The 15,802-nt window shown below is 60.4% G+C and carries 20 protein-coding genes; 12 read left to right on the forward strand and 8 right to left on the reverse strand.

Annotated elements, in window-relative coordinates; translation table 11 throughout:
* Positions 1 to 82: 82 nt before the first annotated feature.
* From ABTV29_RS26725 to ABTV29_RS26735, 3 genes are all read right to left on the reverse strand, one after another.
* The gene (locus ABTV29_RS26725; protein ID WP_433767562.1) at positions 83 to 985 is read right to left on the reverse strand and encodes an alpha/beta fold hydrolase; all 903 of its coding nucleotides are present in this window, start codon (positions 983 to 985) and stop codon (positions 83 to 85) included.
* Positions 985 to 1,767 (reverse strand): class II aldolase/adducin family protein, encoded by a 783-nt coding sequence (locus ABTV29_RS26730; protein ID WP_433767563.1) that lies wholly within the window; start codon positions 1,765 to 1,767, stop codon positions 985 to 987. The genes ABTV29_RS26725 and ABTV29_RS26730 overlap by 1 nt, the downstream gene beginning before the upstream one ends.
* Positions 1,768 to 1,999: 232 nt before the next feature.
* Positions 2,000 to 2,455, reverse strand: a complete 456-nt coding sequence (locus ABTV29_RS26735; protein WP_433767564.1) for a flavodoxin — start codon at positions 2,453 to 2,455, stop codon at positions 2,000 to 2,002.
* A 102-nt stretch (positions 2,456 to 2,557) separates the two neighbouring features.
* Between ABTV29_RS26735 and ABTV29_RS26740 the strand changes: the two genes are divergently transcribed.
* On the forward strand, positions 2,558 to 3,034 hold the full coding sequence (locus ABTV29_RS26740; protein WP_433767565.1) for a PAS domain-containing protein: 477 nt from the start codon (positions 2,558 to 2,560) through the stop codon (positions 3,032 to 3,034).
* Positions 3,035 to 3,088: 54 nt separating this feature from the next.
* Complete coding sequence (locus tag ABTV29_RS26745; protein WP_433767566.1) at positions 3,089 to 3,694, forward strand: hypothetical protein; 606 nt, start codon at positions 3,089 to 3,091, stop codon at positions 3,692 to 3,694.
* A 13-nt stretch (positions 3,695 to 3,707) separates the two neighbouring features.
* On the opposite strand, the gene ABTV29_RS26750 is transcribed toward ABTV29_RS26745, so the two are convergent.
* Entirely contained in the window at positions 3,708 to 4,667 is a 960-nt protein-coding gene (locus ABTV29_RS26750) for a MerR family transcriptional regulator (RefSeq protein ID WP_433767567.1), read from the reverse strand.
* A gap of 199 nt (positions 4,668 to 4,866) precedes the next feature.
* Here ABTV29_RS26750 and ABTV29_RS26755 point away from each other — a divergent pair, with 199 nt between their 5' ends.
* From ABTV29_RS26755 to ABTV29_RS26785, 7 genes are all read left to right on the forward strand, one after another.
* Positions 4,867 to 5,436 carry an antibiotic biosynthesis monooxygenase gene (locus tag ABTV29_RS26755; protein ID WP_433767568.1) on the forward strand — a complete coding sequence of 190 codons (570 nt, stop codon included), beginning with the start codon at positions 4,867 to 4,869 and terminating at the stop codon, positions 5,434 to 5,436.
* Between the two features lie 174 nt (positions 5,437 to 5,610).
* Entirely contained in the window at positions 5,611 to 6,321 is a 711-nt protein-coding gene (folM, locus tag ABTV29_RS26760) for a dihydromonapterin reductase (protein WP_433767569.1), read from the forward strand.
* A 20-nt stretch (positions 6,322 to 6,341) separates the two neighbouring features.
* Positions 6,342 to 6,917, forward strand: a complete 576-nt coding sequence (folE, locus tag ABTV29_RS26765; RefSeq protein WP_433767570.1) for a GTP cyclohydrolase I FolE — start codon at positions 6,342 to 6,344, stop codon at positions 6,915 to 6,917.
* Between the two features lie 2 nt (positions 6,918 to 6,919).
* On the forward strand, positions 6,920 to 7,291 hold the full coding sequence (folX, locus tag ABTV29_RS26770; RefSeq protein WP_008054404.1) for a dihydroneopterin triphosphate 2'-epimerase: 372 nt from the start codon (positions 6,920 to 6,922) through the stop codon (positions 7,289 to 7,291).
* A gap of 96 nt (positions 7,292 to 7,387) precedes the next feature.
* Positions 7,388 to 7,684, forward strand: coding sequence for a DUF1244 domain-containing protein (locus tag ABTV29_RS26775; RefSeq protein ID WP_433767571.1), 297 nt, complete (start codon positions 7,388 to 7,390; stop codon positions 7,682 to 7,684).
* Positions 7,677 to 8,015, forward strand: a complete 339-nt coding sequence (locus ABTV29_RS26780) for a HopJ type III effector protein (protein ID WP_433767572.1) — start codon at positions 7,677 to 7,679, stop codon at positions 8,013 to 8,015. Before ABTV29_RS26775 ends, ABTV29_RS26780 begins: the two co-directional genes overlap by 8 nt.
* 259 nt (positions 8,016 to 8,274) lie before the next feature.
* Complete coding sequence (locus ABTV29_RS26785; RefSeq protein WP_433767573.1) at positions 8,275 to 9,525, forward strand: 2-aminoadipate transaminase; 1,251 nt, start codon at positions 8,275 to 8,277, stop codon at positions 9,523 to 9,525.
* Between the two features lie 181 nt (positions 9,526 to 9,706).
* On the opposite strand, the gene trxB is transcribed toward ABTV29_RS26785, so the two are convergent.
* Positions 9,707 to 10,663: a thioredoxin-disulfide reductase gene (trxB, locus tag ABTV29_RS26790; protein ID WP_110966387.1), complete on the reverse strand. Its 957-nt coding sequence runs from the start codon at positions 10,661 to 10,663 to the stop codon at positions 9,707 to 9,709.
* Between the two features lie 314 nt (positions 10,664 to 10,977).
* On the opposite strand from trxB, the gene cysZ reads away from it, so the two are divergent.
* Both cysZ and ABTV29_RS26800 read left to right on the forward strand, forming a co-directional pair.
* Positions 10,978 to 11,730: a sulfate transporter CysZ gene (gene cysZ / locus ABTV29_RS26795; protein ID WP_433767574.1), complete on the forward strand. Its 753-nt coding sequence runs from the start codon at positions 10,978 to 10,980 to the stop codon at positions 11,728 to 11,730.
* A 54-nt stretch (positions 11,731 to 11,784) separates the two neighbouring features.
* Positions 11,785 to 12,984, forward strand: a complete 1,200-nt coding sequence (locus ABTV29_RS26800; protein WP_433767576.1) for a glycosyltransferase family 4 protein — start codon at positions 11,785 to 11,787, stop codon at positions 12,982 to 12,984.
* A 115-nt stretch (positions 12,985 to 13,099) separates the two neighbouring features.
* Here the strand turns inward: ABTV29_RS26800 and ABTV29_RS26805 are convergent, their stop codons facing one another.
* The 3 genes from ABTV29_RS26805 to ABTV29_RS26815 all read right to left on the reverse strand — a co-directional run bounded on the left by ABTV29_RS26805 (position 13,100) and on the right by ABTV29_RS26815 (position 15,487).
* Entirely contained in the window at positions 13,100 to 14,203 is a 1,104-nt protein-coding gene (locus tag ABTV29_RS26805) for an NADH:flavin oxidoreductase (RefSeq protein ID WP_433767577.1), read from the reverse strand.
* A gap of 191 nt (positions 14,204 to 14,394) precedes the next feature.
* Positions 14,395 to 14,877: a glutathione peroxidase gene (locus tag ABTV29_RS26810; RefSeq protein WP_433767578.1), complete on the reverse strand. Its 483-nt coding sequence runs from the start codon at positions 14,875 to 14,877 to the stop codon at positions 14,395 to 14,397.
* 124 nt (positions 14,878 to 15,001) lie between these two features.
* Positions 15,002 to 15,487 carry an FKBP-type peptidyl-prolyl cis-trans isomerase gene (locus ABTV29_RS26815; protein ID WP_433767579.1) on the reverse strand — a complete coding sequence of 162 codons (486 nt, stop codon included), beginning with the start codon at positions 15,485 to 15,487 and terminating at the stop codon, positions 15,002 to 15,004.
* On the opposite strand from ABTV29_RS26815, the gene ABTV29_RS26820 reads away from it, so the two are divergent.
* A complete protein-coding gene (locus ABTV29_RS26820; protein ID WP_433767581.1) occupies positions 15,456 to 15,782 on the forward strand; it encodes a DUF3565 domain-containing protein in 327 nt (108 codons plus the stop codon). The genes ABTV29_RS26815 and ABTV29_RS26820 overlap by 32 nt on opposite strands.
* The last annotated feature ends 20 nt before the right edge of the window (positions 15,783 to 15,802 follow it).

Raw genomic sequence — 15,802 nt, forward strand, 5'->3', positions numbered from 1 at the left:
GAACTATGGACTTCTTGAATGGTTTGGGGCTGCTTCGCAGCCTAGCGGGAGCAAGCTCCCTCGCCACAATTGCTCTGCAATGTCAGGAACACGCCAACTTCAGCGGCGGCAAAATCAGCCGCTCGCGAAACTCCAGGTAGTGCTTGAGCACCTGGCACGGCGCTTCGATCTGCGGGTAATGGCCGATGTCGCTCAAGAGCACCGCGTCCGCGTCGGCAATCAGCTCCCGATAACGGGCGACCATGTGCGCCCCGGAAACCGGGTCGACCTCGCCATCGATCACCCGCAACGGCACCTCGCCACGCTGCATCGCACCGACCCAACGCTCGCGCCAGGTTCGCCGCTCGGGAATGTAAGTGATCAATTTGTGCATGACCCGAGGGCCATGATTGGTTTCGATCAGGCTCCAGAAATCATCGATCACGCTTTCACTGGGACGGGTTTGCGGACCGAAAATCTGCCGGAAGCTCTTCACCAACCCGTCACGGCTGAACGCACGGCCGATCATCCAGCCCAAGGGGCTGAGCAGCAGTTTTTGCATCAGGACCGGGCGGTGGGTTTCCGGAAACAGTCCGCCATTGAGGAATACGCAACTGGCGATACTGATGTGCGATTCGTAATGCCGGGCCAGCAGTTCCTGGGCCACGCTGTCGCCATAGTCGTGGGCCAGCAGGTGGACCGGCTGCGCGACATTCAAGTGCGCCAGCAATGCCTGCTGCAGGTCGGCCTGCTCCAGCAGGCTGTACTCGTGATCCACCGGTTTGGCCGAATCGCCAAAACCAAGCATGTCGCAGGCAATCACGCGATAACGCTGAGCCAGGGGTTGCCACAGGTAATGCCAGTCCCAACTGGCGCTGGGGAAGCCATGAATGAGCAGCAGCGGCTCACCCTGCCCCGCCGTCCAGTAGCGGATGGCCTGGCCACGGAAGGTGAATGTCTGGCTGCGTTTACGCCAGACCGACAGGGGAATCTCGGCGAGAGCCATTAGAGTTTGTACCCCGGGTCTTGTTTATCGAGTTTGCGCAGCAACGCTGGCCAGGCCAACGCGCCGCCCATGCCTTGGGCACTCTTGGTCACGCCGGCGATCATGGCCTTGGCCCCCGCCAGAATCTGCGGCTCGATGGCGATCAGTTCCGCGCCACCGGTTTGCGCCATGACCTGGATATCGCAGGCGCGCTGGAAGGTGAACATCATCAGGAAAGTGTCGGCAATGCTGCTGCCGCAGGTCAGCAGGCCGTGGTTATGCAGCATCAGGAAATTGTTTTCCCCGAGGTCGGCCTGCAGCCGCGCCTTTTCTTCGTGATTGAGCGCCACACCTTCGTAGGCGTGATACGCAAGGCTCGACAACACAAACAGCGACTGCTGGCTGATTGGCAATACGCCCTGTTTCTGCGCCGACACCGCGACACCAGAAGCGGTGTGGGTGTGCAGCACACAGACCACGTCGTGACGGACTTCATGCACTGCGCTGTGGATGGTGTACCCGGCCGGGTTGATCTCGTAGGGGCTGTCCATCAGCTTGTTGCCGGCCTGATCGACCTTGACCAGGCTCGACGCGGTGATTTCGTGGAACATCATGCCGAACGGGTTGATCAGGAAGTCTTCGGTGCCAGGCACTTTGGCGGAGATATGGGTAAAGATCAGATCATCCCAGCCATGCTGGGCCACCAGGCGGTAACAGGCTGCGAGGTCCACACGGGCTTGCCATTCGGCGGGGCTGACCAAGTCTTTGACACTTTGTGGCGATTGGACGGGGGCTACGCTCACGACAGGGAACCTCTATTTTTATTATGGAGTGTTTCCAATGAATACCGAGTCTAGTCAGCCCACCTCGTTCGCGTAGTTGCATTGGCAGCCAGCTTGATGGCCGAACGAGTCAGTGGCCAAAACAGATTGGATCCATGTCAGATGGCCGCCGCCAGAGGAGGTACGGAGCGCGCTGGGGGCCGCTCCGTCAGAAGCATGACGAACGCCGGTGCTGGCGTTCGAAGTCAGTCGCTCAGCCCTTGAGCGCGCCGACCAGTTCCGCCAGCCAGGGCTCGGCATCCCCTTCCGGGTTCACGCTTTCGCTGGCGTCCAGACGCAGCATCGGCAGCACTTCGCGGATGCCCAGTTCACCGAACAGTTCGCGCATCAGTTCGCCACCGCCGCAAAACGTATCGCCATAACTAGCGTCGCCCAGAGCGATCACCGCCCCCGGCAAGCCACGCCAGGCCGCGGGCAATTGGTCGCGAATGGCGAAGTACAGCGGCTGCACGTTATCCGGCAATTCGCCCATGCCCGTGGTGGAGGTCACGGCCAGAAACGCCTCGGGTTCGAATGCCTGAAGGTCGGCGAGGCTGGCACGGGGGTTGTAGGCGGTTTCGTAGCCGGCGGCTTTCAAAATGCTCGCCGCGTGACGGGCGACTTCTTCGGCCGTGCCGTATACCGAGCCGGAAATGATGGCGACTTTCATCAAACTGATCCTGAACCTGAGTCAAAGACCCGGATATTAACAGCACAGTCCTGATTGTTCTTTTAGAATGCCTCGGACAACCAACAAGGAAGGGTTTCACCGATGATCAACGCAAAACTCCTGCAATTGGCCATCAACGCCTCCAACGACGGCATGGTGATTGCCGAAAAGGAAGGCGATCAAGACAAGATCCTGATTTACGTCAACCCGGCGTTCGAGCGCCTGACCGGCTACACCAGCGAAGAAATCCTTTATCAGGATTGCCGTTTCCTGCAATCGGGCGACCGCGACCAGGATGCCCTGTCGAAAATTCGTGATGCGTTGAACAGCGAAGGCTCGTGCCGGGAAATCCTGCGCAACTACAAGAAGGACGGCACGCCATTCTGGAATGAACTGTCTATTTCGACAGTGAAAAACCCGAATGATGGCCAGGTTTACTTCATCGGCGTGCAGAAAGACGTGACCGTGCAGGTCAAGGCGCAACAGCGTGTGGCACAGCTTGAAGCACAGTTGGCGGAGGTCCAGGCCGAACTTGCCGCACTCAAGGCGACGAACGGCGCAAACATTTCAGCGAATTAGTTGTCACTTACTACAATCACCAATGACTTTGTAACTATATCTTTCGAGCTAGCCATGCAACGCGACGCGCTCCTGACCCAGGATGAACTGGATTTTATCCAGACCATGCAGCACAACCCGCAACTCAACGTGCGGGATGCAACGTCGAGCCTGCTCGTCAATGGTGGTTCGCAGATCCGTGACTTGCTCACGCGCCTTGCCGCCCATGAGCAAGTCACCATTCAAGCCAACTTCGAAAACCAGCAGATGACCTTCCCCCTGCACCTGGTGGAAGACGAGTTTCATGCGCTGCATCTGCGCCTGGGTGTACCCAGCATCTATGAAGACGGGCCGCTGGTTCGACCATGGCGCCTGGTGCTCGACGAACCGGTCGCACTGGAAAATGCCAAGGGGCAGCCGGGCGCGATGTGGGTGCACGAAGTGTCGTTCAAGGGCGTCCTGCTGGAAATGCGCAACAAGACCAAGGCGCCGAAGCATTTCGCGTTGTGGTTCAGCCCTTCAGGCTACGAGCGGATCGCCTTGCGCGGCACCCTCGAAAAAGAAACCGAACAGGGCTTCTACGCCTATCAGCTGAGCCAGAGCGATACGGATGAAACCGAACGCCTGCGCCAGTACATCCTGCAACAGCACCGGTTGACCCATCCAGCGCTGCATCTCTGACCCGCATCCGAAATCAGGTATCCAGATTGCCCGCCAGGAACTGTTTCAGTCTCTGGCGCATTTGCGCGCCTTCGTTCCCCAGACAACCGATCGACGATCCCGCCAGGCTTTGCTGAGCCAGATCGGAGGCATCGCCCGCCAGCAACACCGGACAATCCACACTCATCGCCAGGCGGTTCAACCGTCTTGGCAATTCGGGGCTGGGTACGTGATTGGAAAATAGTACCAACGCCTGGGGCTTGATCCTTTCGCAGACAAGCGTCAATTCGTCGAGCGGTTGGCCAATGGTCAACACGCGCACACCGGTTTGCCCGCCGCTGAGGAACAGGGCGGCAATCAGTAGTTCAAGCTCGCGGCACTGGCCTGCCAGGGCACTGACGATGACACGCCGGGGCTTAGTGTCTCGAACCAACAGCAAGCGCTGCACAACCCGCGAGCGCAGAAAACCATCGAGGAACAACCACTCGCTGGTGCGGCCAAACGAGTCCTGGCGTTGCAGCAGTTGTTTCCAGAGCGGGATCAGGATGTCCTGGAACACCACTGGCTGGGTGTAGGTAGAAAAGATCTGTGCGTAGACCTGCTCCAGTCGCACATCGTCAAAAGCACTGACCGCAGCCTGGACCTGCGACTGCCATTGCGCGTAATCGGCCTGCACAAGACTGTCGGGGATGATGTGTGACAGCGCCTGAAGCGGTGATGCCTTGGCGAGCAACTTGCCGATCTTGCTCACCGCCACGCCGCGCTCGATCCAGTCGAGGATGCTGCGTACGCGCTCGATATCGGTCATGGAGTACAGGCGATGCCCACTTTCGGTGCGAGTGGGGACGATCAGACCGTAACGTCGCTCCCATGCACGAAGCGTGACCGGGTTGACTCCGGTCAGCCGCGCTACCTCGCGTATGGGAAAGAGCTCTTCCCGTTCAAGAGAACGCGCAGGCGACACATCAGGGGCAGCGTCGGTAAGTATGGGCATCCGGTTTCAACATCCCTGTAAGTTCGAGTCATATTCTAGCTCCCCTGCCCCGTAAAGTTTCCGTAAAAATTTTTTGCCGTGACGCCCAGGGTTGATTCAGGAACAATCCTTGCCTGTCACACGACGCAGCCCACCACCCCGGCGCTGCGCCTGGCGAAACTCCTACCCGGAGCGACGCCTCTGCTTTTGGAGATACAAAATGTCTGCTTCCCCCGTCACCCTGATGGTTGCGCGCCGCGTTGCCGATGGCCGCTACCAGGACCTGATCGCCTGGTTGCGCGAAGGCGAACAACTGGCCACCGATTTCCCCGGTTATCTGGGCTCCGGCGTACTCGCGCCGCCACCTGACGATGACGAATTCCAGATCATCTTCCGCTTCGCCGACGAACAGACGCTGCACGCCTGGGAACACTCCGCTTCGCGTACCGCCTGGCTGGCACGGGGCAGCGACCTGTTCGCCCATCCGACCGAACATCGTGTCAGCGGCATCGAAGGCTGGTTCGGCGCCGCCGGCCAACGCCCGCCACGCTGGAAGCAGGCCGTGGCGATCTGGCTGGCGTTCTTCCCGGTATCCCTGCTGTTCAACTTTGTCCTGGGGCCATTGCTGGGCGAGATGGCGCTGCTGCCTCGAGTGTTTATCAGCACCCTGTGCCTGACGCCGTTGATGGTCTATTTCTTCATTCCGTTGTCGACCCGGTTGTTGGCGGGCTGGTTGAACGGCGCGCCAGCACGGCGATTGCCGGCAGAGACCGCCTCTCAAAACCAATGAAGCCCTCTTTGCAGGAGCGAGCATGCTCGCGATGGACACGAGACCGCTGCGGAGCACCAGGCTGCCAGCGTTATCGTTCACGATCATCGCGAGCATGCTCGCTCCTACAGAGGGCGTAGGTGAACGCTGCAATGCGCTGGTATAGTTTTGCTCTTACCGCGACGCGAGCCGTTCATGACTTCTTCCGTAGCCCCCATCCTCATCACCGGTGCCGGCCAGCGCGTTGGCCTGCACTGTGCGCAGCGATTGCTCGAAGACGGCCATCGCGTGATCTTCAGTTACCGCAGCGAGCGCCCCGGCGTGCAGACATTGCGCGACCTGGGGGCGACGGCGGTGTTCGCGGACTTCTCCAGCGAAACCGGGATCCTCGATTTCATCCGCGAAGTGAAAACCCATGCCGCCAGCCTGCGCGCTATCGTGCACAACGCTTCCGAGTGGCTGGCCGAAACCCCTGACACCGATGCGGCGGCGTTCACCCGCATGTTCAACGTACACATGCTGGCGCCCTACCTGATCAACCTGCATTGCGTCGACCTGCTCGAACGCTCGAACCCTGCGGATATCGTGCACATCAGCGATGACGTGACCCGCAAAGGCAGCAGCAGGCATATCGGCTACTGCGCCAGCAAAGCCGGGCTGGAAAGCCTGACTCTGTCCTTCGCCGCCAAGTACGCGCCGGGCATCAAAGTCAACGGGATCGCCCCGGCCCTGCTACTGTTCAACCCTGATGACGACGCGGCCTACCGCGCCAAAGCGCTGGCCAAATCCGCGCTGGGTATCGAACCCGGCAGCGAAGTGATCTACCAGAGCCTGCGCTATTTGCTCGATAACCCCTATGTCACCGGCACGACCCTGACCGTCAATGGCGGAAGGCACATCAAATAAGTGTCCCGCGAGGATTTACCATGACGTTATCCCTGCACCAGAACGCCCTGTCCCAGAGCTATCGCGACATCCTCATCGGCGTCGGTGAAAACCCCGACCGCGAAGGCTTGCTCGACACCCCGATGCGGGCGGCCAAGGCGATGCAGTACCTCTGCCACGGCTACGATCAAAGTGTCGAAGAGATCGTCAACGGTGCCCTGTTCGCCTCTGACAACGATGAGATGGTGATCGTCGACAACATCGAGCTGTACTCGCTCTGCGAGCATCACATGCTGCCCTTCATCGGCAAGGCGCACGTGGCCTATATTCCAACGGGCAAGGTGCTGGGCCTGTCGAAGATTGCGCGGCTGGTGGACATGTTCGCCCGGCGCCTGCAGATCCAGGAAAACCTCACCCGGCAAATCGCCGAAGCCGTGCAGCAAGTGACGGGGGCGGCCGGTGTCGCGGTGGTCATCGAAGCCCAGCACATGTGCATGATGATGCGCGGCGTCGAGAAACAGAATTCGACCATGAACACCTCGGTGATGCTCGGCGCCTTCCGCGAGTCAAGCAATACCCGCCAGGAGTTCCTGCAATTGATTGGACGGAGCAAGTAGTAATGCCACAACTTCAACCAGGCATGGCACGCATCCGGGTCAAGGACCTGTGCCTGCGCACCTACATCGGCATCAACGAGGACGAGATCCTCAACAAGCAGGATGTGTTGATCAACCTGACGATCCTGTACGCGGCCCAGGAAGCGGTGCGTGACAACGATATCGATCACGCGCTGAACTACCGGACCATCACCAAGGCGATCATCGCCCATGTCGAGGGCAATCGCTTTGCCCTGCTCGAGCGCCTGACCCAGGAACTTCTCGACCTGGTCATGGCCAACGAATCGGTGCTCTACGCCGAAGTCGAAGTCGACAAGCCCCACGCCCTGCGGTTTGCCGAATCGGTGTCGATTACGCTGGCAGCAAGCCGTTAGCTACAAGCTTCAAGCGGCAAGCTGTAAACTTCGACCCACCGCAACCCATCTTGCAGCTTGAAGCGCGCCGCTCAACGCTGTCTCGAAGAGACTCCCATGACCGATCAAGAACGCATCGAACTCGAAGCCGCCGCCTTTCGCCGGCTGGTGGCCCACCTGGACAGCCGCAAGGACGTACAGAACATCGACCTGATGAACCTCTCGGGCTTCTGCCGCAACTGCCTGTCCAAGTGGTACAAGGCCGCGGCCGATGAACGCCAGATCGAGGTCAGCCTCGATGACGCCCGTGAAGTGGTTTACGGCATGCCGTACGCCGAGTGGAAAGCCCAATACCAGCAAGAAGCCAGCGCCGAACAACAGGCGGCGTTCGCCAAAGGAAAACCAAATGAGTGATCTGAACACCCTGCGCGCCAGCCTCAAGAGCGGCGAACACGCCTTCGCCGACACCCTGGCGTTCATTGCCGCCGGCTACGACTACCAGCCCCAGGCGTTCAACAATGGCGGCGTGGAGAACGCCGCCGGGCAGAACGAAGGTTCCTGCAAGACCCTGGGCCTGGCGCTGCTGGAAGGCCTGAGCGACGAGGAAGCCCTGCTGGCGTTCGGTGAACATTACCGCTCGGTGCTGGCGACGCCTGAAGGCAGCGACCACGGCAATATCCGCGCGCTGATCGCCCATGGCCTGGCTGGGGTGAAGTTCTCGCAACAGCCTCTGACCCGCCGCTGAACCAAACCCGGCTCTGAACCTGAACCCTGTGGGAGCGAGCCTGCTCGCGATGGACGCAAGAACTCCGCGGGGCTTCAGGTAGCCTGCGTTATCGTTGGCGATCATCGCGAGCAGGCTCGCTCCCACAGGTTAGAGATGTAGTGGTTTCACCGTACGTCCCGACTTTTAAGATTGACCCGGCGACTTTATTTCGTTTGCCGCCCGGCACCGCTCACGGCTTAGATAAAAAGAAGTCCTCCTTCTTCCGAGCCGGTCCTCCATGCACAGCGAAACCATCAGTCAGTCGATCAACATCGTTCACCCAGTCACCCTCAGCCACGGTAAAAACGCCGAAGTCTGGGACATGGACGGCAAACGCTACATCGACTTTGTCGGTGGCATCGGCGTACTGAACCTCGGTCACTGCCACCCACGCATCGTCGAAGCCATTCGCGAGCAGGCCACCCGCCTGACCCATTACGCGTTCAATGCCGCGCCCCATACCCCCTATATCGAACTCATGGATCGCCTGGCCGCGTTTATCCCGGTCGAGTATCCGGTCAGCGGCATGCTCACCAACAGTGGTGCCGAGGCGGCCGAGAACGCGTTGAAGATCGTGCGTGGCGCCACCGGCCGTACCGCGGTCATCGCTTTCGATGGCGCCTTCCACGGACGCACCCTGGCCACCCTCAACCTCAACGGCAAGGTCGCGCCCTACAAGCAGAAAGTCGGCGTGCTGCCGGGGCCGGTGTATCACCTGCCCTACCCCAGCCCGGACAACGGCGTGACCTGTGCCGAGGCCTTGAAAGCCATGGAGCGCCTGTTCAGCGTCGAAATCGACGTCGAGGACGTGGCCTGCTTTATCGTCGAACCGGTGCAGGGTGAGGCGGGTTTCCTGGCCATGGATGTCGAGTTCGCCCAGGCGCTGCGCAAGTTCTGCGACGAGAAAGGCATCGTGCTGATCGCCGATGAAATCCAGTCCGGCTTTGGTCGCACCGGTCAGCGCTTTGCCTTCTCGCGACTGGGTATCGAACCGGACCTGATCCTGCTCGGCAAAAGCATCGGCGGCGGCTTGCCGCTGGGAGCGGTGGTAGGGCGCAAGTCGCTGCTCGACAACCTGCCCAAGGGCGGGCTCGGTGGCACCTATTCCGGCAACCCCATTGCCTGCGCCGCCGCGCTGGCGACCCTGGATGAAATGACCGATAACCACTTGCAGGCCTGGGGCGCCCAGCAGGAAGAGGCGATTGTCAGTCGCTATCAATCCTGGCGTGATCGCAACCTGTCCCCCTACCTCGGGCGCCTGACCGGCGTGGGTGCGATGCGCGGGATCGAGCTGGCCAATGCCGACGGCACACCGGCTCCAGCGCAATTGACGCAACTGCTGGCCCTGGCGCGGGAAGCGGGCTTGCTGCTGATGCCCAGCGGCAAGTCGCGGCACATCATTCGGTTGCTGGCGCCGTTGACGACCGAGGCGGCTGTGCTTGAAGAGGGCCTGGATATTCTCGAAGCGTGCCTGCAGAAACTGACCTGATCCACAGCGCCCACTGTAGGAGCGAGCATGCTCGCGAAGAACCTGAGAGCACCGCGGGGTGTCAGGCTCCCGGGATTATCGTTGACGACCATCGCGAGCGTGCTCGCTCCTACAGGGATTTGTGCATTTTCCGAAGGCACAAAAAAACCGGCTGTTAAGCCGGTTTTTCGTTTCTACAGAATCAAGCGTTCTGCAGATTGTCCAGATAACGCTCGGCATCCAGGGCCGCCATGCAACCGGCGCCGGCCGAGGTGATGGCCTGACGGTAAACGTGGTCAGCCACGTCGCCCGCCGCGAAGATGCCTTCCAGGTTGGTGGCGGTGGCGTTGCCGTCACGGCCGCCGTTCACGACCAGGTAGCCGTCTTTCAGAGTCAGTTGGCCTTCGAACAGCGAAGTGTTCGGGGTGTGGCCGATGGCGATGAACACGCCGTCGACTTTCACTTCATCGAAGCTGCCGTCGTTGTTCTTCAGGCGGGCACCGGTCACGCCCATGTTGTCGCCCAGGACTTCGTCCAGGGTGGCGTTGAGCTTCAGGATGATCTTGCCTTCAGCCACGCGTGCGTTGAGCTTGTCGATCAGGATCTTCTCGGCGCGGAAGGTTTCGCGACGGTGGATCAGGGTCACGGTGCTGGCGATGTTGGCCAGGTACAGGGCCTCTTCGACAGCGGTGTTGCCGCCACCGACCACAGCCACTGGCTTGTTGCGATAGAAGAAACCGTCGCAGGTCGCGCAGGCCGAAACGCCTTTGCCCATGAACGCTTCTTCGGACGGCAGGCCCAGGTAACGAGCGCTGGCGCCGGTGGCGATGATAAGGGCGTCGCAGGTGTAGGTCGCGCTGTCGCCGGTCAGGGTGTACGGCTTGGCAGCGAAGTCCACGGCATTGATGTGATCGAAGACGATCTCGGTCTCAAAGCGCTCGGCGTGCTCGCGCATCCGCTCCATCAGCGCCGGGCCGGTCAGGCCATGGACGTCGCCCGGCCAGTTGTCGACTTCGGTGGTGGTGGTCAGTTGACCGCCGGCTTGCATGCCGGTGATCAGCAGTGGCTTGAGGTTGGCACGGGCGGCATAGACCGCGGCGCTGTAACCGGCAGGGCCGGAACCGAGAATAATCACTCGCGAATGACGGACTTCAGACATGACCTGCTCCTGTTGACCGGCCCGGAACACCTGGCGCGGAACGCCGGATTGCCGGCGGGAATAAAAAAGAACGGTTGAAAGCACTTGGCTAAGGCTTGAACCCGACCGTCCTGTAAAAGATTGGGTGCAGCGTATCGAGGGGGCGAAGATTAAGGAAATACGGTTTAACAATCCAGCTCATAGGTGGTCTCTATGCCGACACGGCGTGTAATCGGACGCCTTTGTTACAGTTAATGTCGATACCACCGCCGCGCTTTCGCACGTCAGGCAAAGCCGGTAAGGTCGGCGCGTTTTCCTTCTGCTCGGAGCCCGTTATGCCCGCCCCTGTACTGTCCGGCCCGCAATACCTGCGCGAAGGCCTCAAGCTGGTCTTGAGCCCTAGTCTGCGTTTGTTTGTGTTGTTGCCGCTGGCAATCAACCTGGTGCTGTTCGTCGGATTGATCTATCTGGCCGGCCATCAATTCAGCCTGTGGGTCGATACGCTGATGCCATCCCTGCCCGATTGGCTGGGCTTCCTCAGCTACATCCTGTGGCCGCTGTTCGTGGTGCTGGTGGTGTTGATGGTGTTTTTCACCTTCACCATGCTGGCCAACGTGATCGCCGCACCGTTCAACGGCTTTCTGGCGGAAAAAGTCGAAGTGGTGGTGCGTGGCACCGACGATTTTCCGGCCTTCAGCTGGGGCGAACTGATCGCCATGATTCCGCGGACCTTCGCCCGGGAAATGCGCAAGCTCGGTTACTTCCTGCCCCGGGCGATCGGCCTGTTCATCCTCTCCTTCATCCCCGTGGTGAACCTCATCGCCGCACCGCTCTGGCTACTATTCGGGGTGTGGATGATGGCGATCCAGTACATCGACTACCCGGCGGACAACCACAAGCTGGGCTGGAACGAGATGCTCGCCTGGCTGCGGCAGAAGCGCTGGCAGAGCATGAGCTTCGGCGGGATTGTTTACCTGGTGCTGCTGATTCCGGTGGTCAACATTCTGATGATGCCGGCAGCGGTGGCCGGGGCGACCCTGTTCTGGGTGCGCGAGCGCGGGGCCGAGAACCTCGTGAGCCAGCGCTGAGCCATACCCGCAAAAGCGTTCATAAATCCATAATCTGAACGTCACAACGCCGACATGGCCTCAGCTGACACTGAGGTCATGACGACAGCTCTGCATATCACCCTGATCACCGAAACCTTCCCTCCCGAAATCAACGGCGTGGCCAATACCCTTGGTCGCTTGTGCGACGGTTTGCGCGCGCGCGGGCATCAGGTGGAACTGGTGCGACCGCGTCAGGGTTGCGATCAGTCGGCGAGCAGTGACGATGAATTGCTGCTGTGCCGAGGCTGGCCGCTGCCGGGTTATCCCGGCCTGCAATGGGGGCAGTCGTCGATGCACAAGCTTCTGCGGCGCTGGCAGCGCCATCGACCGGATGTGCTGTACATCGCCACGGAAGGACCGCTCGGGTTGTCGGCCCTGCGAGCGGCTCGGCGCCTGGGGATTTCGGTGGTCAGCGGTTTTCACACCAATTTCCAGCAGTACTCCAGCCAGTACGGCCTCGGTTTGCTGACGCGCCTGCTGACCCACTATCTGCGCTGGTTCCACAATCGCTCGAACCTGACCCTGGTGCCCAGCATCAGCCAACGCATGGAGCTGGAGCGGCGGCAGTTCGAACGCCTGGCGCTGCTGTCCCGGGGCGTCGACAGCCAGCTGTTTCACCCGGCCAAGCGCTTGAATGGGCTGCGTGAGCAGTGGGGACTGGGCGAAAACGACATTGCCGTCATCCATGTAGGACGTTTGGCACCGGAGAAAAACCTGGCGTTGCTCAAGCGTTGCTTCGACATCCTGAAGGCCACTTATCCACAGCGGAAAATGAAGCTGATCGTGGTGGGCGATGGTCCGCAGCGCCTGCCCATGGAAAGCGAAATGCCCGATGCGATTTTCTGTGGCACCCAGCGCGGTGAGGCCCTGGCCAGTCACTATGCGTCAGGGGATGTGTTTCTGTTCCCGAGCCTGACTGAAACCTTCGGCAATGTCGTGCTGGAGGCTCTGGCCTCCGGGTTGGGCGTGGTGGCTTACGATCAGGCTGCGGCGGCGCAACATATTCGCCATGGCTACAACGGTGTGTTGGCGATGCCCGGGGACGAAGAAGCGTTCTGCGATGCGGCGGTTTGGATGCTGGAACAGGACGAAACCTTGCGCTGCATGCGGCTCAATGCGCGGCAGCATGCCAGCCGCCAGGGTTGGGCGGCGATCATCGAACAGTTCGAGGGGCAGTTGCGGGGGGCTTGTGTGGGGGAGTTGGTGGTGCCGAATGCGCCGACCGTCCCCTGAATCTCTTTTGATCTTGAGGCCGTCTTCGCGGGCAAGCCCGCTCCCACAGGTTTTGTGTACAACGCAGAACCTGTGGGAGCGGGCTTGCCCGCGATGAGGACCGATCAGGCGCTGCTTAGACCAGCGTCATCAACGCATCACGACTGAACGGCAGGATGTCCTGCTCACGGCCTTCGCGCACTTTCTGCGCCCAGTCCGGGTCCACCAACAGCGCGCGGCCGACCGCCACCAGGTCGAACTCATCATTGTTCAAACGCTCCAGCAGCTTTTCCAGGCTGGCCGGCTGGGCGACCTTGTCGGTATTGACCATGAACTGCAGGAACTCGCCGTCCAGGCCGACACTGCCAACGGTGATGGTTGGCTTGCCGGTGAGCTTGCGGGTCCAGCCGGCCAGGTTCAGCTCGGAACCGTCGAACTCCGGCTCCCAGAAACGGCGAGTCGAGCAGTGGAAAATATCCACGCCAGCATCGGCCAGGGGCTTGAGGAACGCCCCCAGGGCTTCAGGGGTTTGCACCAGGCGCGCGGTGTAATCCTGCTGTTTCCACTGGGAGAAGCGGAAGATGATCGGGAAACCTTCGCCGACTGCGGCACGCACGGCCTGGATCAACTCGATGGCGAAACGCGAACGGTTCGCCAGGTCACCGCCGTACTCGTCGGTACGCTGGTTGCTGCCTTCCCAGAAAAACTGGTCGATCAGATAGCCGTGGGCACCGTGGATTTCCACGCCGTCCATGCCAATGCTCTGGGCATCCTTGGCGGCCTGGGCGAACGCGGCGATCACGTCCTGAATATCTTGCTTGGTCATGCCGTGAACCACGACATTGCCTTCTTTGAGTTTTTCCGACGGGCCGTAGCCCGGCACGCTGGCATCCGGCTCGGTGCCAATGCGGCGCACACTGCCGACGTGCCACAGTTGCGGAACGATCTTGCCGCCTTCGGCGTGAACCGCGTCGACCACTTTTTTCCAGCCAGCCAGCGCGGCTTCGCCGTAGAAATGCGGCACGTTCGGGTAGCCGTTGGAAGCCTTGTGCCCGACGGTGGTGCCTTCAGTGATGATCAGGCCTACGCCGGCCGCGGCGCGACGACGGTAATACTCGATCACTTTGGAATTAGGGATGCCGCCAGGAGAAAACGAGCGAGTCATCGGCGCCATGACGACGCGGGTCGGCAATTCGAGGTTGCCGAGGTGGAACGGTTTGAACAGGGCTTTTACAGGCATTTGGACGCTCCACGGGGATAGACTTTATGACGGCGATAATATGGATGTTCAAACGCGCTGAACAGCACTATTGATTTGGGTGATGTAGGAGCGAGCATGCTCGCGATGATGGTCAACGATAACGCGGGAGTCTGGTACCCCGCGGTGTTCCTACTACCATCGCGAGCGTGCTCGCTCCTACACAGGAGGGGTCAGTTCAGGGCTTTTTCGATGGCCTGAACGACACTTGGATCGTCCGGAGCGGTACGTGGCGAGAAGCGCGCCAGCACACGTCCGTCCTTGCCCAGCAGGAATTTCTCGAAATTCCAGGTGATGTCACCGGGGAATTCAGCGCCCTCGCCCGCCAGCAGTTTGTACAACTGATGCCGTTCATGACCGTTGACTTCCAGTTTGCTGGACAACGGAAAGGTCACGCCGTAGTTGAGGCTGCAGAACTCCTGGATCTCTTGTTCGGAGCCCGGTTCCTGGCCGGCAAACTGATTGCACGGCAGGCCCAGCACACTGAAACCCTTGCCCTTGTATTGCTGGTAGAGGTTTTCCAGCGCCGCGTACTGTGGCGTCAGTCCGCACTTGGAGGCCACGTTGACCACCAGCACGACGTGCCCCTTGAACGGCGCCAAAGGAAGCGCCTTACCATCCAGGCCTGTCAAATTAAGGTCGTGAAAAGCACTCATGACGTACTCCAGATTCCCGTGTTTTTCTCGAAACAACGACTTGGCGGCGTCGCCTGGGACAGCCGCAGACTAAAAAGGCGCCCACAGGGCGCCTCTCCAGTTATCGAAAGCTTAGCGCAGAAAATCAGTGGTGATGGCCACCTTCGCCATGGATGTGACCATGAGCGATTTCTTCCTGGCTGGCATCACGGATATTGACGATCTTGACCTGGAAATTCAGGCGCTGACCGGCCAATGGGTGGTTGCCGTCGACGGTGACGTCGTCGCCATCCAGATCGCGGATGGTAACGATCTGCATCTGGCCATCCGGAGCGGAAGCGTGGAACTGCATGCCCACTTCCAGCTCGTCGACGCCTTCGAACATGCTGCGGCTCAGGGTGCTGACCAGTTCGGCAGCGTATTCGCCGTACGCATCTTCAGGTTCTACGGATACGTTCAGCTCGTCGCCGACCGCTTTGCCTTCCAGCGCCTTTTCCAGGCCCGGGATGATGTTGCCTGCGCCTTGCAGGTAGACCAGCGGCGCGCCGCCGGCGGAGCTGTCGATGACCTCACCAGCGTCGTTGGTCAGGGTATAGTCGATGGAGACAGCCTTATTGGCGGCGATCAGCATGGGGCGAGACCTTTTGCATAAGAATGATGAAAGACGCAGTTTAGCGAAGCAATCGTCCGAAAGCGAACACAACCCGGACAGACGGGACGTGACGATCACAGGCTTCCATCAGGACGAGGAAGGTCACTGGGTGGCCGATCTTTCCTGCGGCCATACCCAGCACCTGCGCCACCAGCCGCCGTGGCAATCCCGGGCCTGGGTCATGGATCCCGCGCAACGCCGCGAAAAAATAGGCCAGCCCTTTGACTGCGGTTGGTGCGCACAAGGCTCGGTTAGCGATAACCTTGGCGACTGAATTTCGGTAGATCGTCAGAT

It is taken from the genome of Pseudomonas putida (assembly GCF_050989985.1).
Classification (GTDB): domain Bacteria; phylum Pseudomonadota; class Gammaproteobacteria; order Pseudomonadales; family Pseudomonadaceae; genus Aquipseudomonas; species Aquipseudomonas putida_AI.